This window comes from Streptomyces inhibens (assembly GCF_003389455.1).
In the GTDB taxonomy this organism is placed as follows: Bacteria; Actinomycetota; Actinomycetes; order Streptomycetales; family Streptomycetaceae; genus Streptomyces; species Streptomyces inhibens.
Genome location: NZ_QUAC01000073.1, coordinates 1 through 16,048, shown reverse-complemented (window position 1 = coordinate 16,048; position 16,048 = coordinate 1). Strand labels below are relative to the sequence as shown.

The 16,048-nt window shown below is 68.8% G+C and carries 16 protein-coding genes and 2 pseudogenes; 5 read left to right on the top strand and 13 right to left on the bottom strand.

All coding sequences use genetic code 11. The features are described 5' to 3' along the window. Window positions 1–51: 51 nt before the first annotated feature. Complete coding sequence (locus tag DY245_RS09865; protein ID WP_128505673.1) at window positions 52–813, bottom strand: SDR family NAD(P)-dependent oxidoreductase; 762 nt, start codon at window positions 811–813, stop codon at window positions 52–54. A 305-nt stretch (window positions 814–1,118) separates the two neighbouring features. Here DY245_RS09865 and DY245_RS09860 point away from each other — a divergent pair, with 305 nt between their 5' ends. Together DY245_RS09860 and DY245_RS09855 are read left to right on the top strand one after the other, a co-directional pair. Beyond that, window positions 1,119–1,694: a TetR/AcrR family transcriptional regulator gene (locus DY245_RS09860; RefSeq protein ID WP_128505671.1), complete on the top strand. Its 576-nt coding sequence runs from the start codon at window positions 1,119–1,121 to the stop codon at window positions 1,692–1,694. 387 nt (window positions 1,695–2,081) lie between these two features. Beyond that, a complete protein-coding gene (locus DY245_RS09855; protein WP_128505668.1) occupies window positions 2,082–2,813 on the top strand; it encodes a L,D-transpeptidase family protein in 732 nt (243 codons plus the stop codon). A gap of 324 nt (window positions 2,814–3,137) precedes the next feature. On the opposite strand, the gene DY245_RS09845 is transcribed toward DY245_RS09855, so the two are convergent. From DY245_RS09845 to DY245_RS09835, 3 genes and pseudogenes are all read right to left on the bottom strand, one after another. After that, on the bottom strand, window positions 3,138–3,533 hold the full coding sequence (locus tag DY245_RS09845) for a thiol-disulfide oxidoreductase DCC family protein (protein ID WP_128505666.1): 396 nt from the start codon (window positions 3,531–3,533) through the stop codon (window positions 3,138–3,140). 410 nt (window positions 3,534–3,943) lie between these two features. Continuing rightward, window positions 3,944–4,242: pseudogene (locus tag DY245_RS46100) on the bottom strand (XRE family transcriptional regulator); the annotation flags it as partial. Further along, entirely contained in the window at window positions 4,211–4,858 is a 648-nt protein-coding gene (locus DY245_RS09835; RefSeq protein WP_128505664.1) for a TetR/AcrR family transcriptional regulator, read from the bottom strand. The gene DY245_RS09835 and the pseudogene DY245_RS46100, both read right to left, overlap by 32 nt. 108 nt (window positions 4,859–4,966) lie before the next feature. Between DY245_RS09835 and DY245_RS09830 the strand changes: the two genes are divergently transcribed. After that, complete coding sequence (locus tag DY245_RS09830) at window positions 4,967–6,415, top strand: amidase (protein WP_128505662.1); 1,449 nt, start codon at window positions 4,967–4,969, stop codon at window positions 6,413–6,415. 41 nt (window positions 6,416–6,456) lie between these two features. Here DY245_RS09830 and DY245_RS09825 read toward each other — a convergent pair whose 3' ends face one another. The 9 genes and pseudogenes from DY245_RS09825 to DY245_RS09785 form a co-directional block, all read right to left on the bottom strand. After that, the gene (locus tag DY245_RS09825; RefSeq protein WP_128505660.1) at window positions 6,457–6,657 is read right to left on the bottom strand and encodes a hypothetical protein; all 201 of its coding nucleotides are present in this window, start codon (window positions 6,655–6,657) and stop codon (window positions 6,457–6,459) included. A gap of 34 nt (window positions 6,658–6,691) precedes the next feature. Further along, window positions 6,692–7,497: pseudogene (locus tag DY245_RS09820) on the bottom strand (IS5 family transposase). A gap of 187 nt (window positions 7,498–7,684) precedes the next feature. Next, window positions 7,685–8,392, bottom strand: a complete 708-nt coding sequence (locus DY245_RS09815) for an MBL fold metallo-hydrolase (RefSeq protein WP_128505657.1) — start codon at window positions 8,390–8,392, stop codon at window positions 7,685–7,687. Window positions 8,393–8,647: 255 nt separating this feature from the next. After that, window positions 8,648–9,211: a LeuD/DmdB family oxidoreductase small subunit gene (locus DY245_RS09810; protein ID WP_128505655.1), complete on the bottom strand. Its 564-nt coding sequence runs from the start codon at window positions 9,209–9,211 to the stop codon at window positions 8,648–8,650. Continuing rightward, on the bottom strand, window positions 9,208–10,461 hold the full coding sequence (locus DY245_RS09805; protein WP_128505653.1) for a 3-isopropylmalate dehydratase large subunit: 1,254 nt from the start codon (window positions 10,459–10,461) through the stop codon (window positions 9,208–9,210). The genes DY245_RS09810 and DY245_RS09805 overlap by 4 nt, the downstream gene beginning before the upstream one ends. Beyond that, on the bottom strand, window positions 10,458–11,333 hold the full coding sequence (locus DY245_RS09800) for an isocitrate lyase/PEP mutase family protein (RefSeq protein WP_128505651.1): 876 nt from the start codon (window positions 11,331–11,333) through the stop codon (window positions 10,458–10,460). The genes DY245_RS09805 and DY245_RS09800 overlap by 4 nt, the downstream gene beginning before the upstream one ends. An 8-nt stretch (window positions 11,334–11,341) precedes the next feature. Next, window positions 11,342–12,772 (bottom strand): MmgE/PrpD family protein, encoded by a 1,431-nt coding sequence (locus DY245_RS09795; protein WP_128505649.1) that lies wholly within the window; start codon window positions 12,770–12,772, stop codon window positions 11,342–11,344. 91 nt (window positions 12,773–12,863) lie between these two features. Next, window positions 12,864–13,250, bottom strand: a complete 387-nt coding sequence (locus DY245_RS09790; protein ID WP_128505646.1) for a metallophosphoesterase family protein — start codon at window positions 13,248–13,250, stop codon at window positions 12,864–12,866. A 76-nt stretch (window positions 13,251–13,326) separates the two neighbouring features. After that, on the bottom strand, window positions 13,327–14,223 hold the full coding sequence (locus DY245_RS09785) for a bile acid:sodium symporter family protein (RefSeq protein ID WP_128505644.1): 897 nt from the start codon (window positions 14,221–14,223) through the stop codon (window positions 13,327–13,329). A 131-nt stretch (window positions 14,224–14,354) separates the two neighbouring features. Here DY245_RS09785 and DY245_RS09780 point away from each other — a divergent pair, with 131 nt between their 5' ends. Both DY245_RS09780 and DY245_RS09775 read left to right on the top strand, forming a co-directional pair. Continuing rightward, window positions 14,355–15,173 carry an IclR family transcriptional regulator gene (locus tag DY245_RS09780; protein WP_128505642.1) on the top strand — a complete coding sequence of 273 codons (819 nt, stop codon included), beginning with the start codon at window positions 14,355–14,357 and terminating at the stop codon, window positions 15,171–15,173. Window positions 15,174–15,539: 366 nt separating this feature from the next. Then, entirely contained in the window at window positions 15,540–15,965 is a 426-nt protein-coding gene (locus DY245_RS09775; RefSeq protein WP_244942949.1) for an IS5 family transposase, read from the top strand. Window positions 15,966–16,048 lie beyond the last annotated feature (83 nt).

The following is a 16,048-nucleotide window of genomic DNA, read 5'->3' as shown; positions in this document are numbered from 1 at the left end:
ACCTGCCGCGAAGCCGCCGATCGTTCGCAGCGTTGCGCACGAGCCCGTGCCTCACACCTGCGCCATCCCGCCGTCCGCAAAGAGCTCCACGCCGGTGATGAAGCTTGAGGCGTCGCTGGAGAGGAACACCGCGGCCTTTCCCATCTCGCGGGGTTGCGCGACCCGCCCTGTGGGGTTGCCCTCGCCCATGGACTTGACCGCGGCGTCGACCTGATCGGCTCCCAACGCCTGTCCCAGAGCGCGCCGGAGAGACTCGGTGTCGACCGCCCCAGGGCTGAGCACGTTCATCCGGACGCCTGACCCCTTGATGTCCTGGATCCAGCCCCGGACGAAATTGCGTACCGCGGCCTTCGCGCCGCCATACATGCTCATCCCGCGCGGAGGCTGGATGGAAGCCGTCGACCCGATGATGACGACCGTTCCGCCGGGCGGCAGCAGCGGCAGCGCCGGCTGGACGGTGAACAGGACGCCCTTCGCGTTGACGTTGAAGGTCCGGTCGAACTGCTCCTCCGTGATCGAGCCGAGCGGGGAGTGATCGCCGATCCCGGCGTTGGCCACGACAGAGTCGAGCCGCCCATGCCGCCGCATCACCTCCCGGTACATCGCTTCCATCTCCGCGAGGTTCGTGACATCAGCCACGATTCCTGAACAGTTCGCTCCGATCATCGCGACCGCTTCGTCCAACTGCGCCTGCTGGAGATCTGTGATGACGACGCGGGCGCCGTGCTCCACGAATTCCTGGGCGATACCCAGGCCGACCCCTGACGCGCCGCCCGTGACAACGGCGACCTTTCCTTCGAGCGAGAGGCTCATCTATATCTCCCGTGACGTTTCTTGGTTGCTCACGCGGTGCTTTGCCGCGGGCACTGCGAGTAGGGATGTAAAGGCTCAATCCGCAACAACGCCGGAACTGGTGGCGCACCCCTTGATTCCCGGGGCCGGCTGCGGCGCCTATTCGGCGGCAGTCGGGGGACGCGGGGTAGGGGAGTCACTCCCCTTCGGGGAAGCGGAAAGGGGGGCAGTGCATGCCCTTACAGTGGAACCGGAGGCGCCGCCACTTCATCGACTGTAAGTGGGTGCACCTCCACTTAGCAACCGTGACGACAGGAGACCTGCCGATGACCAGAGAGACAGGGCGCGCGCTACGGGCCGACGCGCAGCGGAACCGCGACAAGATCCTCTCCGCCGCGGTGCGGGTCTTCGCCGAACAGGGACTGGACGCACACCTGGAACGCATCGCCAAAGAGGCCGGCGTGGGCACCGGCACCCTCTACCGGAACTTCCCGACCCGGGAGATCCTGATCGAGGCCGCCTACCGCAACGAGCTGAGCCGGCTGTGCGACGCCGCCCCCGACCTTCTGGCCACCATGCCGCCGCGCGAGGCGTTGCGCGCCTGGATGGGCCGCTTCATCGACTATGCGACCGCCAAACTGGGCATGGCCGATGCCCTGCGGGCCCTCGTCGAGTCGGGCGTCAACCCCTACGCCCAAAGCCACGAGATGATGCTCGCCGCCCTGACCTCTCTCCTCGACGCCGGCGTCAGCGCCGGCACCATCCGGTCGGACATCGGCGCAACCGACATGTTCGCCGGCCTCACCGGCATCGCACTCACCTCCGGAAAACCCGAACAGCGAGCGCAGGCCGAACGCCTCCTCGATCTCGCTCTCGACGGATTGAGCACCGGCAAGCACTGACGCGGTGGTGGTCATCGTCCAGGAAGAAGGGTCGCTTCTGCTCCGGGCGCGTGGGCAGTTCGCCGAAGCAGGCCCGTAGGTGACGGCCTGCTCGTCGGTCAGATACGCATGATCACTTCAGCCTGGTGGGGTGGACGGAACCGGCTGCCCCATCCCTTCCCGGGAGGGCTACCGGGCTGACCGGACAGGCCCTGGCTATGACGAGCCCCCGCCCTGACCGTGACGGGACCAGCCCAGGCCGTGACGAGCCCGATGGGCCGGGACCTGACGAAAAGGTCGGAAGGTGTGGCGCGCGTCCCCCGACGGCCCGGCCACGGTACGGCGTATCAGATATTTCGGGTCGGTCACGCCTGCAACCGGCGGGTCGGGCAAACAGTCGTACAGGGCATGAAACGACGATTGAACCTGCGTATACGGCGGCCCCGCGCCGTCCGCCGAGCGGGCGCGGCGCTCGCCCTCACGGCACTGACCGTTCCGCTGACGGTGGCCTTCGGTTCCACCGCCCAGGCCGCCACCGCGTCCGCGTGCACCGCGAACCGCGGCCCCTACCAGAAGCAAGCCGAGAAGTTCCTCGGGCTTCGGGTGGACGGCCGGCAGTCGGCGGCGGACTGCCGGGCGATCCGTGCCTTCCAGACCAGTCACGGCATCACCCCGAACATCGGCTACGCAGGCCCCGTCACCTGGGGCGTCATGCGCGTCGTCGCACAGCAGCAGGCGGCCGGGCACAACCCGAACAAGGCCCACAAGTGCCCCACCAACAAGGGGCGAATAGCCTGCGTCGATCTGACCCGCCAGCTCAGCTGGATCCAGGACGGATCAAGGCTGGTGTTCGGGCCGGTGCCGATCCGCAGCGGCCGCGACGGTTACGAGACCCGCACCGGCGCCAAGAAGATCTACTGGCGCAACCTGCACCACGTCTCGACCATCTACGACGTGCCCATGCCGTACAGCCAGTTCTTCGACGGCGGCCAGGCGTTCCACTCCATCAGCGGCAGCGTCTGGTCGGCCCCTGGCTCGCACGGCTGCGTCAACATGCGTAGCAACGACGCGAAGAAGTACTGGTCGCTGCTGAAGAATGGTGATGACGTCTACGTCTACGGCCGCAAGTCCGGGACCTGAGAACGGCCCACGCCGGCCGGACTCTGCAACAGGGCCAGGGAGCCGTTCGGCGGCGGGCGCGTATGCCGGCCACCACGGGCTGACCTCACGAAGCGACGTGGGACGAGCGTGGGATGAGGGAGCGGGACAACGGCGGCGGACAACGGGGATCGAGCGCCCGGATGGCACGAAAGCCACCGGGCGCCGTGCCGTCATCACGCCGACTGCCGACTGCCGACTGCCGACTGCCGACTGCCGACTGCCGACTGCCGACGACGCGTCTGCGCGACCAGGCGTCTGCACGACCGCGCCTCGGCGCAGCCGGAAGGGCGCCGACCGTGGCCGCTACCCCTGCTTCTGCGTGGCGCGGGAGGCGGGCAGCGCACAGGCCGGTGTGCCGCCCGGCATCTTCTGCCGATTGTTCGCGACGACCCTGTACACACCGCGAGCGAACCAGCGCACGGGCGGGAGGGTGAGCAAGGCCCCCACGAGCGGCCACCCGCCATGTGCGCTCAGCAGCAGCTTGGCGACAGCCTGGGCTCCACCGTGCACGGATCCATTCGGCGTCACCCACAACACTTCGTGCTCGGCACGCTGTTGCGTAACGCCCAGCTCCTCCAGATCGGTGAACTGCCATGGCGCCGCTTCACAGCGCGGGCGGAGGCGTCGCTCCGCGAACTGGACCGAGGAAGTGCAGAAAGCACAGTCTCCGTCGTAGACCAGTACGGGTTGCCTCCGCATGTTCCCGTAACCCCTCGCACGGTGGATGACAACGACACCTGCACGTCCCAGGTGGTGTGACTCTATGATCGCCCCAGATGGCGCGGCAAGCATGCAGGTCAGAGCTACTGAGTCGGTCGCTCCGGGCATATACACGTTCGGCGGGGCGAAACCAGGTCTGGCAGGGCTGATGCCGACCCAATGCTGACTTTACTGATGGGGAGTCAGGTGCGAGGCGCTTACTGCTGCGATAGCCCGCTCGCTGCGTCGGCCGGTACTGTGTGGGGCCGCGGCGGCGACGAGGGGTGCCATGGTCAGGCAGGGACGCCCACCGGTCGGCGTTCGGCCGGCGTAGTACTCGGTTCGCGCCACGGTCAGCCGTCCTGTCGTACGGGCTTCGCTGTCGCGCACACCACGTCGAAGCTCTCGGCCTAGGTGTCGAACATGCCGCCCTCCCGGTTCCGGCGAAGATGCCATACCGGGACGCCGTACGCGTTCACGCCCCAGACGTGGGCGTTGACCAGCTGCTGATCGTCCGCCTGGTGGAGCGAGTTGTAGACAGTACGTCCGTACCTCGATACGTCCGTACCTCGATGCCCGGGGTCTCGACCAGGGCGCTGTAGTGCATGAGTGCCAGGCGGCAACGTGACTCGATGCCGTGGCCGAACCGCTCCTCCTGGCCCCGCGCCCTGATGTTCTCAGCTCTCGCAGAGTCGCCCGTCGAGAATCGCGGTGACCATGGACAGGAGCCGTTCACCGGCCCGCTCGACGCTCCCGTTCTGGGCGCTGACCTGGGCGCCTTCCAGCGCGAAGGTGACCGCGACTGCCGCCCCCGCGGGATCGGGCACCCCGGCCCGCGCGCACAGGTCGGTGATACGCCGCACCTGGCCGGCCTTGTGGTCCGCGATAAGCCGGCGCGCGGGATGATCGCGGTCGGGCAGGGCGGCGATGGTGTTGACGAACGGGCAGCCGCGGTAGGAGATCTCGGAGAGCCCATCGGCGAAATGCCGTGTGACGTCCAGGATTTGCGCCCGGGGATCATCCGGGTGGGCGCGCGCCGCCTGGTCGAGGACCGCCGTGTAGCCGGCGGCGACGATCCGCAGCCACTCCAGGATCAGGGCGTCCTTCGTGGTGAAGTGGCGGTAGAGCGCCATCTTGGTCGTCCGGGCGCGGTCAGCGATCGCCTGGACGCCGACGGCGTTGATTCCCTCGCGTGCGAAGAGCTCCTCCGCCGCGTCGAGAATCCTTTCCCGCGGGGGCAGTTCGGCGATCCGTCGCTCGCGGCCCGGCTGCACCTCGCCGGCCGACCCGTTTCCAGCGGCGGGCTGTTGCTGTCTGCTCGACATGGCCATCGGCCCTCCTTGATCCCGTGCTACGTTACCACTCAGTCCTATGCGATACCGATCGGTATCGCATAGGACTGTCCGTTATCGCAGGGGCTGGGGAGCAGCAGGATGGATCTTTCGGAGTACGTGAGCTACGACGCGACAGGGCTCGCGGAACTCGTCGCCCGCAGGGAGGTCACCGCGGCGGAACTCGCCGAGGCGGCCCGGCGGGCGATCGAGGCGGTCAACCCCGTGCTGAACGCGGTGGTGGAGAGCTGGCCAGCTGAGGACGCTCCCGCCACCGGAAGCGCACCGCTGCGCGGAGTACCGTTCCTGATCAAGGATCTCGCCATCGCGATGGCGGGCAAGCGCACGGAACTGGGCAGCCGCCTCGCCGCGGGCCATGTCGCCCGTGCGGATTCCTCGCTCATGCGGCGCATACGCCGGGCCGGGCTGGTGACGCTGGGACGCACCGCCACGCCGGAGTTCGCCTACAGCACGACCACCGAAAGCATCCTCTATGGGCCCACGCGCAACCCGTGGGACCCCTCCCGCACGCCTGGCGGTTCCAGCGGAGGATCTGCCGCCGCGGTGGCAGCGGGGATGGTCCCGATGGCGCACGCCACCGACGCCGCGGGATCCATCCGGGTCCCGGCCGCCAGCACCGGCCTGTTCGGACTCAAGCCCACCCGCGGCCGGGTGACGATGGGACCCGACATCGACGAGGTGTTCAACGGCCTCGCCGTGCACGGGGCGCTCAGCCGCTCGGTCCGCGACAGCGCTCTGCTGCTGGATCTCGTCCAGGGTGCGGAGGCCGGCGACCCGTACTCCGCCACGCCGCCCGAGCGCCGCTACACGCAGGAGGCCGACCGCGACCCGGGCCGGCTCCGCATCGCAGTGCTCACCACCCCCTGGAGCGGCCGAACCGTAGACGCACCGATCACGGCGGCGACGACGCGGACCGCGCGACTGGCGGAGTCGCTGGGCCACCACGTGGAGAGCGCCGAAGTACGGCTGGGCGTCGACTGGGAGGACTTCGTCCTGGCCAATGCCCGGATCTGGAGTGCCAACCTGGTCACCTGGATCGACGACTTCGCCGCGGCCTTCGACCGGCCCGTGGACGCCTCCACCGTCGAGCCCGAGATGCTCGCCTCCTACGACTACGGACGCCGGGTGACGGCAGACCAGTTCGTGCGGGCGCTCGCCGTCCGCAACAGCGTGGCCCGCCAGCTGGCCCGCTCCTTCACTGTTCACGACGTCCTGCTGACGCCGACTCTGCCGGAACTGCCCAGAGCGCTCGGCACCTACACGCGGGGCCTGAAGGGAACCGACGGCCGCTCCTGGTTGGCCCACCTCTTCCACCGCTCACCCTTCACCGCGGCATTCAACGTGGCGGGCACCCCCGCCATGTCCGTCCCTCTGGAGAGCGATCCGGCCACCGGAATGCCGATCGGCGTGCAGTTCGCCGCCGCCTACGGCAGAGAGGACATCCTCTTCCGACTCGCGGGCCAACTGGAACGCGCACGCCCGTGGGCCGGACGCCTCCCCGAGGTGTGGGCCGGAAGCGTACGAGCCTGACGTCACGACACCCGGACAGCCCCCCAAGCGCAGCCGACTGGTCAGTCCCGCCCCCGGCTTCGATACGCGGGCCGGAGAATGATGCAAGGGATGCTGAGCCCGAGCAGGACCTCGAACAGGCAGCACCACCAGGCCATTCCCAGCAATGCCAAGAGCGCCGCCACAAGCTCGAACAGCAATGTGACGAGCACTGCTATCCGCCAGTGCCGCCGCAGCCGGTACTGGCTTTCTGCGTCGGTCAAGGGGGGCTCAGTGGCCGCGCAGGTAGGCGAGTGGTCAGGGGCGGCGGTCCGGGCGTTCGTCCCAGCGGTGGGGCGTCCATGTCCGACGGATCAGGCTGCGCACGGTGATGATGGTGTCGGCGAGGTCGAAGAAGGCGTCGATGACGGTGGCTCGGCGTTCGTAGCAGCGGGCGAGGCGGTGGAAGGCGTTCTGCCGGCGTGCGTCCGTTCGACGTGCCACCTCTGGCTTGCCTGGATCAGTGCCTTCTCGCCCTTGTGCGCGATGCGGCCGTGCAGGCCGCGTTCGTCGAGCAGGGCGCGGGTCTTGTCCGAGTCGTAGCCGGCGTCCAGGTGCACGGTGATGTCGCCGGGCAGCGGTCCCGGGGCGTCCAGGCAGTCCAGGGTCGGGGCGAGTAGCGGGGAATCGTGGCGGTTCGCTCCGGCCGGCGGGCGCCCAGCGGGATTCCGTAACCATCCGTCATGCCTGAGCGTTTCAGGCCCTGTTTGCCGCGATGGATCGGTGAGCGCCCTGCGACCTCTCCGCCGCCGCGGGCTTTGGCGATGGAGCCGTCGACGGCGATCTGGTCGAGGACGAGGCCGACGATCCGGTCGTAGGCCTCCAGCGCGCCACTCGTCGCGATGGTTGCGGATCGTGGTGGCCGAGCAGGTCGTGTCGGCGATCGCCTGGTAGGAGCAGCCGAATCGCAGGAGCTGCAGCATCTTGTCGAAGACGATCCGGTCGCTGATGCGTGGGCGGTGGCAGCCCAAGGGATGGGTCGCGGCGTAGGCCGGTCGCTCGGGCAACGGAGCGGCGAATTGGCCCCAGAGCGGTTCAGTCAGCCCCGGTAGCAGTACAGGCACAGATCTCCCCGGCAATCACAGAGCGTCGCAACTCCATGATCACCAAGACCTGTGCCTGTACTGCTACCGGGGCACCACCACCACGCCTATCGGTGCGGCCTCTCGACCAGAGGCCCAGGGTGGTCATCTTCGCGAGTGGGATGTGGCAACTGTGCGGACCAAGATCGCCACTCCCAGTTCAGATCGGTCAGGAGGCTGTCGTCGCGGGGGGTTGGCGAAGCCGGGCCAGGAACTCCTGGAAGGCGTCGACGCCTGCGTGCTTCAGAGGTGCGCCGTGTGCGAAGCCAACCGCGTGGATATCGGCGGGTACGCGGGTGAGGCTTTCTACGCGCAGGCTCGGGTCGGCGGCCAGCGCGGCCGGCCCCAAGGCGAGTTCGCCGCGGTGGAAGACTGCGTCCCCGACCAGGATGGTGCTGCTGGGCTCATGGTGGAGCACGATATGGCCGGGACTGTGGCCCGGGGTGTGGATGACCCGCAAGCCGTCCGATCCGTCGATCAGCTCTCCGTCGGTCACCGTCCGGTCCGCGGTGAAGGGCGTCCAGTGCAGCTTGGGTAGCCGGTCGATGATGCGCCCCAGGGCGCCAAAGCGGCCGTGTGCGGGAACGCGGCCGACCGGCAGCCAGTCGGCGTCATCGCGGTGGATGACAACCTGCGCTCCTGTCAGGCGCCGCAATTCGGAGGCCCCTTGGACGTGGTCGGGGTGGGCGTGGGTGAGCACGATCCGTTTGATGTCGGTGGGTTTGAGGCGGCGCTCGGCGACGACGTCGAGCAGCTTCTTCGGGGCGCTGCTCCAGCCAACGTCGACCAGTGTGAGGCCGTCGTCGCCGTCTAGGAGGAAGGCGTTGTCGCGCTTGGTGGTGGCGACGTGCAGGACGCCGGGGGCAAGGAAGGGCATGGGGGTTCCTGGAATAGCGGAAGGTTACGGTGTCGAGGTCGCTCCGTCCGGCGCGGGCGCCCGGGCGGTGAACCGGCTCTTCGGGGCTCCGGGCTGGGCTGGGCTGGGCTGGTTGAGGCTGCCGGAGCAGTTGCACGGCCCACTGGCACTGTGTGCCCCTGCAAGATGCAGCGACGGGGCGCTGATTGATGCTAAGAAATGTGCCGGACGTGCTCTCATCCGCATCGCCCCAGGCTGCTGCTCGGTCTGTCTCTGTCAGGTGCCACTGCCTGCGGCTTGGGCCTGTAGTGCGGGCGAGCGCAGGGTGTCGGCGAGTTCAGGCGGGAGGAAACCCTGTTCGGCGAGCCTGGGCAGTACGCCGCCGCCGGCCAGGATTTCCAGAATAAGGGGGGCGAGGGGCTGCACCTGGCCGGTGGTGCCTGTGGTCTGGTTGCTCCATGTGCCGGCCGGGAAGTCGAGGCCGGCGGTGTCCTTGTCGTGGAACAGCTGGGTGGCGTCCGGGATGGTCATGGCCGGCAGTCCGGCGTTCACCGCGTTGCGGAAGAACAGTGAGTTGAACTCCTCGGCCACCAGGGCGGCGACCCCGAGCTGGTTGAACAGCGCAGCGACGGGGCGCGAGGAGCCGACTCCGAAGTTCTTGCCCGCCACGACGATGTCGCCGGGAGAGACCTGCTCGGTCCAGCCGGGTCGCACGGCGTGGAAGACGTGCTTCGCTGCTTCGGAGACGTCCAGTTTCATGGCGTGTGCTGGGTACATGGCGTCGGTGTTCAGGGAGTCCCCGAACACCCACACCCGTCCGGTGACGGTGAGGTCGGTCATGAGTTCACGTTCCTCGGGTCGGTGATGAAGCCGGCGACGGCGGAGGCTGCCACGGTGGCGGGCGAGGCCATGTAGATCTCGGCTTCGGTGCTGCCCATGCGGCCGCTGAAGTTGCGGGTGCTGGAGGTGATGCAGACCTCTCCGGGGCCGACGACACCCATGTGGTAGCCGAAGCAGGCGCCGCAGGTGGAGTTCGTGACGACGGCTCCGGCGTCGGCGAGGTCCTGGAGGTAGCCGGCGCGCATCGCGTCTCGGTAGACCTGCTGGGAGGCGGGGGTGATCAGCAGTCTCACGCCGGGGGCGACCTGCCTGCCGCGCAGGATGGAGGCGGCGATGCGCAGGTCTTCGAGCTGGCCGTTGGCACACGAGCCGATGAAGGCCTGGTCGATCCTGCGGGGCTCGATCTGGGAGACAGGTACGCCGTTGCGGCTGACGGTTCCGGGGCGGGCGACGTAGGGCTGGAGCGTGGACAGGTCGATGGTGCGCACGTCGAGGTAGGTCGCGTCGGGGTCGGCGTCGGCCGCCTGGTAGCCGGTGACGCCTCGCTCGGCGAGGTGGTCGGCGAGGAGGTCGTCGACGCCGAAGGTGCTGAAGTCCGCGGAGATTTCGGCGCCCTGGGTGGCTATGGTGCGGCGGTCGTTGAGGGGGATGCTGGCCAGACCTGGGCCGCCGTATTCGAGGTTCTGGTTGGTGGCGTCGCCGTACTGGTGGGCGATGTGCAGGAAGATGTCCTTGCCGCTGACGGTGTCCGGCCGGGTGCCCACGAGTTCGTAGCGGACGGTGGGGGCGATCTGGAACCAGGTGGTGCCGGTGCACAGGATCGAGTAGACCTCCGCCGGGCCGAGGCCGCGGGCGGCGGTGTTGAAGGCGCCGCCGGCGCAGGTGTGGGAGTCGGTGCACGCGAGGATCTCGCCGGGTCTGGCGAGGCCGTTCTCGGCGATGACCTGGTGGCAGATGCCGTGCCGGCCGACGTCGTAGAACTTCTTGATGCCGAAGTCGGCGGCGAAGGTGCGGGCCAGCGGGCCGCCGGTGGCGTCCTTCAGGGTCGGGGCCGGCACGGCGTGGTCCATCACGATCGCGGTCTTGTCGGGGTCGTGGATCCGCGTGGGCGGGATCCACATGGTGGCGAATTGGAGGTCGATGAGTACGGCCATGTCGACGTCCACGGTCACCGTGTCGCCGGCGTGCGCTTGTGCCAGCCCGGCCTTGCGGGCCAGGATCTTCTCGATCATCGTCATGCCGGTGCTCATGCCTGTGCCTCCGTGCGGTAGCGCTCGCCGATCTCGAACCACTCGGCCATGCCGACCAGGTTGAAGAAGTCCTCGGGTCCGGCCGGCAGGAAGGGGCCCACTTCCTTGCCGTTCAGCTCGCACAGCGACGAGAGCATGCCGAGGGCCGCGTGGGCGAGCAGCGCGGAGGGGTGGATGGCGATGGCGTAGCCCAGTTCCTGCAACCGCTCGGCGGACTCCAGCGGCGTGAGGCCGCCGATGACGAGGTTGAGGAGCAGCGGCGCCTGGACCTCGGCGGCGATGCGTTCGATCTCCGCGGTGTCCTGGGGGGCTTCGATGAAGATGACGTCGGCGCCGGCGGCGGCATAGCGACTGGCCCGGTCGATGGCCTCGTCCAGGCCCAGCGGCCCGCGGGCGTCGGTGCGCGCGATGACGAGCATGCCGGCGTCGGTGCGGGCGTCGAGCGCCGCGCGCAGGGTCAGCTCGAACTGTTCGGGGCTGACCAGCTCCTTGTCGGGGAGGTGGCCGCAGCGCTTGGGGAAGGCCTGGTCCTCCAGCTGGATCGCGGCCACGCCGGCGGCTTCGTACTCCTGGACGGTGCGGGTGACGTTGATCGGCGCGCCGTATCCGGTGTCGGCGTCGGCGATGAGCGGCACGTCGCCCAAGGCGCGCACCATCATCCGGGCTCGTCCGGTCATCTCGGTCTGGGTGACCAGGCCGATGTCGGGCAAGCCGAAACCGGAAGCGGCGACCCCGGCGCCGGTGAGGTAGGCGGCGTGGTGGCCGGTGCGCTTGGCCAGCTGGGCGGAGATACCGTCGAAGACCCCTGGTGCGACGACGAGTTGCTTTTCGTCGATCATGCGCCGTAGGGACGCGCGGGCTGGTGTCGTCATGGGAATTCCTAGTCGAGTACGCGGCCAACGGCGGGCGCCAGCAGGTCGATGAGGGGACGGATGTCGTCGGCGTCGGCGATGGCAAGGACGGTTTTCTCGATCACGGCTTGCCGGTCGGGGCCGAGGACGCGTGCGGTCAGGGCGCGGTACTTGTCGACGACCTCGTCGCGGGTGATGGGGTCGAGCGGGTTGCCGTGCGGGCTGATGACGGCCTCGCAGAGCACGCTGCCGTCGCGCAGGGTGATGTCGAGGTAGGTGCTGAAGCGCTCCATAAGCGGGAGCGCGTCGATCTTCGGGTCGAGGGTCACGTGGGTGCGGTCCACCAGTGCCCACACGTCGTCGGCGTCGAGCCGGGCCTCGGTGAACTGCTCGGGCAGCGCGGTGCCGTCCAGCAGCGCGACGGCGGTGGCGTAGCCGATGTTCATCTGACCGCCGATCGCGGTCAGCGGTCGCTCGGGGCGCCACCATCCGTGGTGGTAGACCACGTTGCCCACCCGCAGGTCGATGCGCTCGATCTGCGCGGGGTCAACGCGTTCGCGCAGCGCCCGTGCGGCCTGGACGGCGCCGTGCAGGCCGCCCATCACGGCGTAGGACTTGACCATGATGAACGTGGTCTCCCAGTCCTGGCCGAGGCCCTTGGTGATCCGGTCGGGCCGCGGGTCGTGGCCCTCGCCGTAGACCGCGAGGAAGCCGCCGTACTCGCGCTCGAAGACCCGCTTGATGCCGGTGTACCCGCCGGCTGCCAGGCCGGCGGCGTAGAAGCCGTTGCGGGCGGCGAATCCGTGCTGCATGCGCTTGCCCATCGCCTCGTACTGCGCGGACATCAGGCCGGCCGACTGGGTCGCGGCGAAGCCCAGGGCGTCCTCCAGCCGGTCCGCCGGCAGAGTGCGCAGCTTGCCGGCGGCCATCGCGGCAGGCAGGGTGCCGAAAACGGCACCGGAGTGCCAGCCGCGCGAGAGCATCTCGGAGCCGTGCAGCGCGTGGCCCACACGCGGGCCGGTCTCGAAGCCGGCGACGGCCGCGGTGAGCAGATCCCGGCCGGAGACCGGACGCCCGAGGAGCGAGGCGGTGGAGAACAGTGCCGGGAAAACGAGTGAGGCGCTGTGCAGCGGGGCCAGGGGGTGGAAATCGTCCAGTTCGAAGCCCTGGATGAACGTGCTGTTCAGTACGGCCGCGGCGGGGGCGCTCGTGGTGCGGCCGGTGCCGATGACGGGGCAGTCGCCGGCACCTTCGAGTGCCAGGACGGAGTCCGTGGCGATTCGTGACCACGGCAGCTGTGCGCCGACGAGCGCGCAGGCGATGCCGTCGAGCAGGAGGTCGATCGCGCGATCCTGGACGTAGGCGGGGATCGCGTCCCAGGTCAGGGTCTCGACCCAGGAGGCGAGTTGCCCGGTGGGCCCTGGGGCGCTGTTCGCCTTGCTGTTTGTTGTACCGGTCATCGGATCACCGTCTTGGTGAGGGCGTTGAGGTCGGCGGCATTGTCCAGGGAGTCGACGGCGGCGACGATCGTGTTGCGGCCGGTGTCGTTGTTCACCGGGGGATCGCAGAGTTGTACTGGTACGTGGGCACCTCGTAGGCGGTGTGTCCCGGCAGGACAGCAAGACGCGGCGCATGCGGGATGCCGTGCGTCAGGGTGGAAAGCGAGCCGAGGATCGCTTCCTCGCCGTAGTTGATGTCGTTCGCCATGCCGGCCGCGCCGCTGTAGCCCTGCTTGAGGACGGCCGCCCCGATGTCGGGATCGGCGAAGAAGCCCTCATGCTCGACGGCGTGCGTATGCGGCGAGCGGTGCAGCATGCACTCAAGGTTGGAGAAGACGGCGTCCGCCTCGCCCAGGAGGGCCGAGCCCTGCCGCCGGGGGACCGCGAGGTCGCCGACGTGCATCAGGTTGATGTCGCCGGTGAGGAACGCTCTGGCCATGGTGTGCTCTTTCTGCTGGGTGCCGGTGGAACGGGAGGTGGCTCTTGCCGCCCTGTGAAGAGGGGCGGTGAGGAGATCAGGCCCGTGCTGCGGGGCTGGGGGCAGGAGTGGCGGCGGCCTTGGACCGCCGCGCGGCAGCGCGCAGCAGGAACCCGAACGCCACCGCCAGCGGCTGCATGATCAGGGTGTAGATCCCGGCGGGCAGCGCCATCTCGGGGCTGCCGATAACCGTCTGAGCGATGACGATGGCGACCACCGCGTTGTGCACGCCGATCTCGAAGGCCGCGGAGACGGCCTGCGCGTGGGTGAATCCGAACGCCCGGGGAATGGCGAAGCCGCTGGCGAGGCTGATCAGGCCGAAGGTAAGGGTGACCCCGGCAAGGTCACTCACGTGCTTCGACAGCAAGTCAAGGTTCTGCACGACGGCTGCGAGGATGACGGCCACCAGCAGGACGACCGAACCGATCCGCACCGGCCGGACCACCGCCCGGGCCGCAGCCGGCCGCAGACGGCGCACCGCCATTCCGACCACCACTGGCACCAGGGCCTCGGCAAAGACCTCCAGGACCTTGCCGAACTGCAGACCGAGGCCCGCTGCACCTGGCGTGAACGCGTGCGCGGCAAAGTTGTAGCTGACCGGCAGCGTGAAAGCGGCGATAACCGAGTTGACCGCGGTGAGGGAGATGCTCAGGGCGACATCCCCGCCGAAGATGTGACTGAGTACGTTGGCTTTCGGGCCGCCGGGACACGCCGCCAGCAGCATCATCCCGACCGCGAGAACGGAAGCCAGCCGGAAGAGGTGCACCAGACCGAAGCAGACCAGCGGCAGCAGAACCAGCTGCACTACCAGAGCCACCCCTACCGCCTTGGGATGCCGCCCTATACGCCGGAAGTCGGCTGGGGTGAGGGTGAGGCCGATCCCCAGCATGATCACGCCGAGAGCGGCCGGCAGGCCCAGTGTCACCAGGTTCATCGGGCCGACTCCTCGGTTTGGTCGACGTGCACGACATCGTCTTCTCGTGTGACGCCCTTATTTCCTCCCAGCTACGCGAACGGCGTCCACGCAACTTGCATCACACGCAAGTACGGTCCTAGCGTCGCCGCATGGCAGAAGGGCCGATGCGCGGACTGCGCATCCTGGAGTTGATGTCGGGCATGGAGCAGCCCGTGAGTCTGCGGGCCGTCGCCGCGCGTGTGGGGCTGTCGCAGTCCCAGACCTTCCGGATCCTGAAGTTGCTGGAAGAGGACGGATACGTCGACCACCTCGGCCGCAGCGGCTATCGCCTCGGGAGCCGGGCCGTAGCCCTGTCCTTCCTTCTGGGACCCCGCCCAACCCTCCTGCGGGTCGTCCAGCCGGTCGTCGCCCGGCTCGCCGCCACCACCGCCGAATCGGCAGCGATGCACCTACGCAGCGGCGCCAACCGGGTCCTGGTGGCAGGCATCCCCAAACCGAACAGCCCCCTACGCGAAACGGTGGCCCTGGGGGAACGAGCCCCCCTCACCTCCGGCTGTGGCGGACTGGTCATCCTGGCGCACCTGCCGGCCGAGCAGCAGGAAGCAATCTTGACCGCCCAACCCGCCACCGAGCGGTACCCCAGTCGGGAGACGCTGAGCCGGATCCGCGAACAGGGCCACGCCCTCTCCTTCGGCGAGAACCACCCGGGCGTATGGGGCATCGCCGTCGCACTCCTGGACCCCACCGACGGCACGCCGCTCGGATCACTGACCGTCGCCTCGCTGGAGGAACAACTGGCCGAGACGAGAATGAGCCTGTTCAGCGGGCTCATGCACGCGGCCGGCCACGAACTGGCACCACGCCTGGCCGCCCTGCTCGGCCCCCATTCCCGCGGTCGGCTCAGCGCCCTGGACGTCACCGTTCAACAGCTCCTCCACACCGAACCCATCGGCGAACGCGACGTGTAACCGGCCACGACAGCACCGCCCCGCCTTCTCAAGGGCTTAACGCCTGGCTTCCCTCACGGAAACGGCGCCTCTGACCCACGCATAACGATGCGCAGACGGCCGGATACCGTGTGGAACCGCTGGCAGACCTGGTGCGTTCGGCCGCGAACGATCCGGCGAACGGCCAACGAGCCGCTGCGCGAGGGAGTTTGACATGCAGGAGGCCGATGCTCGGTGGGCGCCATCAGCTGCGGGAGCCACTCGGTTCTGGAGGTATGGGCACCGTACGGCGGGCCAAGGACCAGTTACGGCGTCAGCGGGTGATCTGTGTGGCGGGCCCTAGGGACTATTGCGAAAGTGGATCTTGGTTGTGAATGATCACGTTCTGTGGGACATGGGGATCTGACGAACGGTCAGTGGGCCCGGCTTGAGCCTTTGCTGCCGCAGGGCATCAAGCCGGGTCGTCCGCCGGTGTGGACGCGGCGGCAGTTGATAGACGGCATACGGTGGCGGACCCGGACGGGTGCCCCGTGGCGCGAGGTGCCGGAGCGTTACGGGCCGTGGGACCGGGCCCACGACCGGTTCCGGCGCTGGCAGCGGGACGGCACATGGGTACGGATCGTCACCCAGCTCCAGTCCGAGGCGGACGAGAAGGGCCTGATCACCTGGGACGTGAACGTCGACTCCACGGTCTGCCGGGCCCACCAGCACGCCACCGGGGCGGCGAAAAGGAGGATCTCCAGAAGGAACCGCCCGGCGGGGTCTCCGTCGAGCCGGCCGACCACGGGCTCGGTCGGTCCCGGGGCGGGCTGACCACGAAGATCCACTTGGCGGTCGAGCAGGGGCAGAAGCCGCTGTCGGTGGTGATCACAGCCGGTCAGCGGGGTGATTCCCCG